This window comes from Tunicatimonas sp. (assembly GCF_049647865.1).
Classification (GTDB): Bacteria; Bacteroidota; Bacteroidia; order Cytophagales; family Cyclobacteriaceae; genus Tunicatimonas.
Genome location: NZ_JBARYM010000291.1, coordinates 1 through 5,186 on the forward strand (window position 1 = coordinate 1; position 5,186 = coordinate 5,186).

At 42.2% G+C, this 5,186-nt stretch carries 5 protein-coding genes; all 5 read right to left on the reverse strand.

Annotation, left to right across the window (positions count from 1 at the left end):
• The coding region (locus tag WBA23_RS08910; RefSeq protein ID WP_424581924.1) for an FAD-dependent oxidoreductase at nucleotides 1–1,571 on the reverse strand (1,571 nt) is incomplete at its 3' end.
• A 128-nt stretch (nucleotides 1,572–1,699) separates the two neighbouring features.
• Nucleotides 1,700–3,091: a sensor histidine kinase gene (locus tag WBA23_RS08915; protein ID WP_424581925.1), complete on the reverse strand. Its 1,392-nt coding sequence runs from the start codon at nucleotides 3,089–3,091 to the stop codon at nucleotides 1,700–1,702.
• A gap of 58 nt (nucleotides 3,092–3,149) precedes the next feature.
• On the reverse strand, nucleotides 3,150–3,584 hold the full coding sequence (locus WBA23_RS08920) for a MarR family winged helix-turn-helix transcriptional regulator (RefSeq protein ID WP_424581926.1): 435 nt from the start codon (nucleotides 3,582–3,584) through the stop codon (nucleotides 3,150–3,152).
• A 134-nt stretch (nucleotides 3,585–3,718) separates the two neighbouring features.
• Nucleotides 3,719–4,417, reverse strand: a complete 699-nt coding sequence (locus WBA23_RS08925) for a hypothetical protein (protein ID WP_424581927.1) — start codon at nucleotides 4,415–4,417, stop codon at nucleotides 3,719–3,721.
• 303 nt (nucleotides 4,418–4,720) lie between these two features.
• Nucleotides 4,721–5,023: a hypothetical protein gene (locus WBA23_RS08930; RefSeq protein WP_424581928.1), complete on the reverse strand. Its 303-nt coding sequence runs from the start codon at nucleotides 5,021–5,023 to the stop codon at nucleotides 4,721–4,723.
• Nucleotides 5,024–5,186: the final 163 nt, after the last annotated feature.

The following is a 5,186-nucleotide window of genomic DNA, read 5'->3' on the forward strand; positions in this document are numbered from 1 at the left end:
GCTCGGACATCCCCTGAGGCAAAGATGCCCGGTACGCTGGTTTCTAGCAAAAAGGGTTCACGCTTTAGCGACCAGTCTTTTTTACTATTGCGTATCACATCTTGCCCAGTTTTTATAAAACCCTTATCATTTTTAGCAATATCCAAGGTGATCCAGTCGGTAAAAGGTCGGTTGCCAATAAAGATAAACAATGCACCGGCATCTACCTTCCGTCTTTCTTGAGTATTCTGATCTTCCAGTACTAGTGCTTCCAAATGATCGGACCCACAAGCTTCAACCACTTCAGATTCACCTAACACTTCAATGTTTTTTGTACCGTCAATCTGATCAATCAGATACTGAGACATAGAGGAAGACAAATCAGGTTTGCGAACAACGATATACGCCCGTTTGGCAAAGTTGGCAAGATACATTGCCGCCTGGCCGGCAGAATTTCCTCCGCCAACAATGAAAATATCTTTATCCTGACAAGCATTAGCTTCCGTGGTAGCGGCCCCGTAGTAGACCCCCGCCCCGGTAAAGTTATGAACTCCGGTTGCTTCCAATTTGCGGTAATTCACCCCAGTGGCAATAATAATGCTCTTAGTTCGTAGCTCGCTACCGTCCGAGAGCGTCACAATTTTGTACTGATCCTGAAGCTGAATATTAGTAACCTCTACCGGCGAAAGGAACTCAGTACCCAATCGTTTGGCCTGAGAAATAGCCCGGCGGGTAAGGTCAGCTCCGCTTAAACCATTAGGAAAGCCTAGGTAGTTTTCGATGCGAGAACTGGTTCCGGCTTGGCCACCGGGGGCTCTTTTTTCTATTAGTAAAGTTTTTAGCCCCTCTGACCCACCATATACAGCAGCAGCTAAGCCTGCCGGACCCGCACCAATAATTATTACATCGTAGAGCTGAGCGGTTGCCTCTAGCCTCATGCCAATTTTTTCAGCAATCTGACTAATTGAAGGATCAATTAAAAAAGAGCCATCTTCAAGGAAAATTGCCGGTAAGTCTTTTTCTTCAATATTATTTAACGCCAGTAGTTCGCAAGCTTTCTCATTATTTTCTACATCCAGCCAACGATAGGGAATTAAGTTACCCGCCAGAAAGTCTTTTACTTCGTGTGACTTAGGTGAATATTGGTAGCCCACAATTCTGATACCGGAGTAATCTGGCACAAAGTTGCTTTGCCAATCGTCTAACAGATCATTCAGTACGGGATAGAGTTTTTCGGTAGGTGGGTCCCAGGGTTTAGTTAAGTAGTAATCTAATTGTACATCGTTAATTGCCTTAATGGCCGCGTCAATATCGGAATAAGCGGTGAGTAGTACCTTCTTCGATTTGGGATAAAAGTCTTTGGCCTGTTGTAAAAACTCAACACCCAGCATATCGGGCATTCGCTGATCAGAAAGAAACATAGCCACCTCTTCTCCCTGCTTTTTTAGCTCTTTCAGCGATTCAAGGGCCTCGCGAGTAGAATCAGTACTTAGTATGCGATACTCTTTTTTGTATTCACTACGCAGATCGCGGGCAATAGCACGGATTACCTGAGGGTCATCGTCAATGGCAAATAGGATAGGGCGTTTCATAGAGGAAAGGTCAACTCAACGTTAGGGTAGTACACTTGCTAGAACGCGGGTGCAGTAAAATGGTTTGGATGCTTAATAGCCAGTAGTCAACGGTCGATAGCCCGCCGTTCACTGAAAATTGTAATGGACTATGGACTATGAATCGGAAAGCAAATTGTAAACTGGGTTTCGCCGGGTTCAGATTTTACTTTAATGGTGCCTTGATGTTGCTCAATAATTTTCTGCACAATATCTAATCCTAGCCCGCTGCCTTGCCCTACTGCTTTGGTAGTAAAGAATGGGTCAAAAATACTTCCTTGAATGTCCGGGGGGATCCCGCTACCGGTGTCAATAATATCTACTCGTATATCTTGATTGTTAGCCTGGGTGCGAACGGTTAGCGTACCTTTGTCGTCCATAGCATCTACTGCGTTATCAATCAGATTAGTCCAGACCTGATTAATTTCACTCACGTAGACTGGAATTTCTGGTACATCGTCGGCATACTCTTTATTGATTTGAATATTCTTTTGCTTCAACTTATGGTTAAGCATTGTTAATGTACTATTCAGTCCTTGGTGAATATCGGCCTCAGATTTTTCGGTAGAACGATCCATGTGCGTATAGGTCTTTACCGATTGAATTAGGGTAGATATTCGCTGGGATGCTTCTTCTATCTCTTTTACTAGGCGTTCGGTGATGAGCACATTGTTAAGCCAATTGAATACCGGCTTGGTATGTTTACCTTCAATAATTTCATCCATCTCTTCTAAATCATCTAGTGTGATGCCAAACTCCACAAAGTTCTCCGCAGCCTCGTAACCCTCATCCCAACCTTGATCTTCCAACCATTCTGCAATTTCATCTTCTTGGTTGTTGCGCTCCATCATGCTAAGTGTGGGTGGGGGAGTGCTAATTTTAGAGAAAAGTATATCGTTCACAGCATCTACTTGCTCCGGTTCCAACCGAATGAGAATCACTTTTTTAAAATTATCGGGTGTTTGGTGCATATGTTGCCGAAGGATATCGGAGCTTCGGACAATAGCTGCCGCCGGATTATTTAGTTCGTGGGCTAACCCCGCCGAAAGTTTACCCAGAGCCATCATCTTCTCGTTTTGTTGCTGAATACGGGTAAAATCTCGCGCCCGAGTGGTCATCACTCCCACCAGTGCTTGCACCATATCGCGGCTGACCTGTTCCATCTCAATAAAATGCTTCTTATGAAGCGAGAGCACGTGAGTTTCTTCGGTAGCAATTCCGAATCCGGTCGCTTCTTGCATCCGCGAATAGGGCAACGTGCCAGTAATAGTGCCCGTCTCCATTGCACTAATTTCGCGTAACTGCTTTCCTTGTTGTAATTTTATTCGTAGTCTTCCTTTCAGCAATATATGCATGTAGTTAATCGGATCGCCCTTCTTAAACATGTACTCATCTTCCTGTAGTATCCGGCACTCCGAACGGTCAATTAACCACTGCAAGGCTTCATCTTTTAAGTCTTGTAACGTAGGAATTTTTCGTAGATCAGCGATAGAAACTTTCATATAATTTTAGTTTGAGTACGCTACTAAATAGACGACTACCTATAAAGAAAATCCTGCGTTAGGCCTCCACTAAGTTCTGAACCAGTTTTTTCAAAGTCTTTCGGCAGCCTTTCACGTCTTTTTTATCTAACCCCGTAGTTAGCTGTTTTAGAGTCCGCTTCACTGCTTTAGTAAGCGGTCCTTTTAGGTCTGTACCGTCAGGGGTAAGGTAAATTATTTTATTCCGACGGTCTTTCTCGTGGGTTACCCGCTTTACCAAATTTCTTTTTTCTAGATTATCAATAAGGTGGGTAATGCTTGCTTTGTTCTTGTGAGTAAGGTTAGCCAACTGTTGTTGGGTTTGCCCATCTTGAGTCCAGAGGCTATCTAAGATGGCCCACTGCTCGGCAGTGACTTGGTATTCAGCTAAGTTCTTTGTGATTTGATTGGTAAGCAAGCGAGAAGCTTTCCCAATTAATGCAGGGAGCGAGTTGTCTGGTTTTGCTTTTTTCATAGGTAGTTGTAGGCTAAACTGTTTCAATATAGAGCTATTTTTCAGCACTAAAAAGCCAGATTGGTTCTTGACTATTTCGAATAAAAAAAGCAGTACTTAGCAGCACTGCTTATAAAGTAAGAACAGAAGATATATTAGTTGTTATCAGCGTCGAGCAGTATAGTAATATTGCTCATTTCAATTCTCTCAATCTTTTTGTCGTTATCTAAATCCCAGATAGTCATTAAGCGACTAGCTGATTCCTGTCCGGTATCTGACGTTAATATACTATTTAAACCATTCATAAATTCCGACTTGGTAAGTTCGCTATTACCATCAGCATCCCAATCAGTGAACTGGCCATATTCGCTAAATTCGTAGTTTGCAAACAAGTTCTCGGCTGCTTTATTAAATTCTTCTTCGTTCACAGCATCGTTTTGGTCAAAGTCCCACACGCTGTAGAATCCGTCAAAAAACTCACTTTCATTTAGGGCATTATCACCGTTGGCATCCCAGTCGCCGTATTTAACATTAATTCCGGCTAATACTTCGTTATTGCGATTGCGTTCTCGAAGCTCCCTCATTGCTCGAAACTCTTCCGAATTGCGGGTAATAGCTGGCTTAGTATTAACTACTTTGTTGGTTTCAACTTCGCTCATTTCGGTCTGCTGAGTGGATTCAGGCTCCTCCATCTCGGTACTCTCGGCTACCTCAGTTTGGCTTTCCGAGACCTGTTCGTTAGTTGCTTCAGCATTTTCGTTAGAAGATCCACAGCCTACCGCGGTAAATAGTATAATGCCAGCACTGACAAAATAGGTGGTAAATTTCTTCAAAAAGTTATTGCTATATCTCATGATGTAGGTGTAGTTTAAAAGTAAAAAAATTAAGTATTTAGTAGTAATAACGGAATTTTTGACAAAAAGGTTATGCTAAATGTAACTTTTTAAGACGGAAAACGTAAACTGCTAGCTATTATTATACGCCTACCTTTCAGTTATCGGAAATAGAGTTTACGACTTCCAATAAACATCTTCGTAAAGTTTAGAGAGAACGCTCTAAAATACTATTGCCCGTATTCAGGAATAATTGCTATCCGTAGTTCGCTGTAAATAATTGAGATAGCGTAAATGGTATACCGATCAATATTTACTAAGCAATTAGCTTTGAGGAGGACATAACGTTGCCTGTAATTGATCCTTAGACATATTCCAGTACAGTGTGTCCGGCTGTTTCTGACTTACTAGAACTGATGAAATTGGTGAAACGACTTTGTTGCGCTGTATTTCTTGTGCAGGTAAGCACTGTTCCGATACTTGGATCAGGAGGCCAGTGAGCCGACCAGTATGGGCCTCAATAATTGTTCTTTCTACGATACCTATCGTCTCTTCATTTAAGTTTTTTACAGTCATACCAACGCAAATGGTGGTAGATAAAAATAAACCGCTAATCCAATGACGCATAAGTAAAAAAGTTATGTTTGCACTTAGAACGATATTAAGCTAATTACCTTGTGTGACCGACCGAAAGAAGTTACACTGAGTCGGGCACTATATATAAGTCGCCCTCAGCCGTGAAATATTGTTGAAATGATTTCCCATGGAAGCGTAGCTGAAACTCGTACAG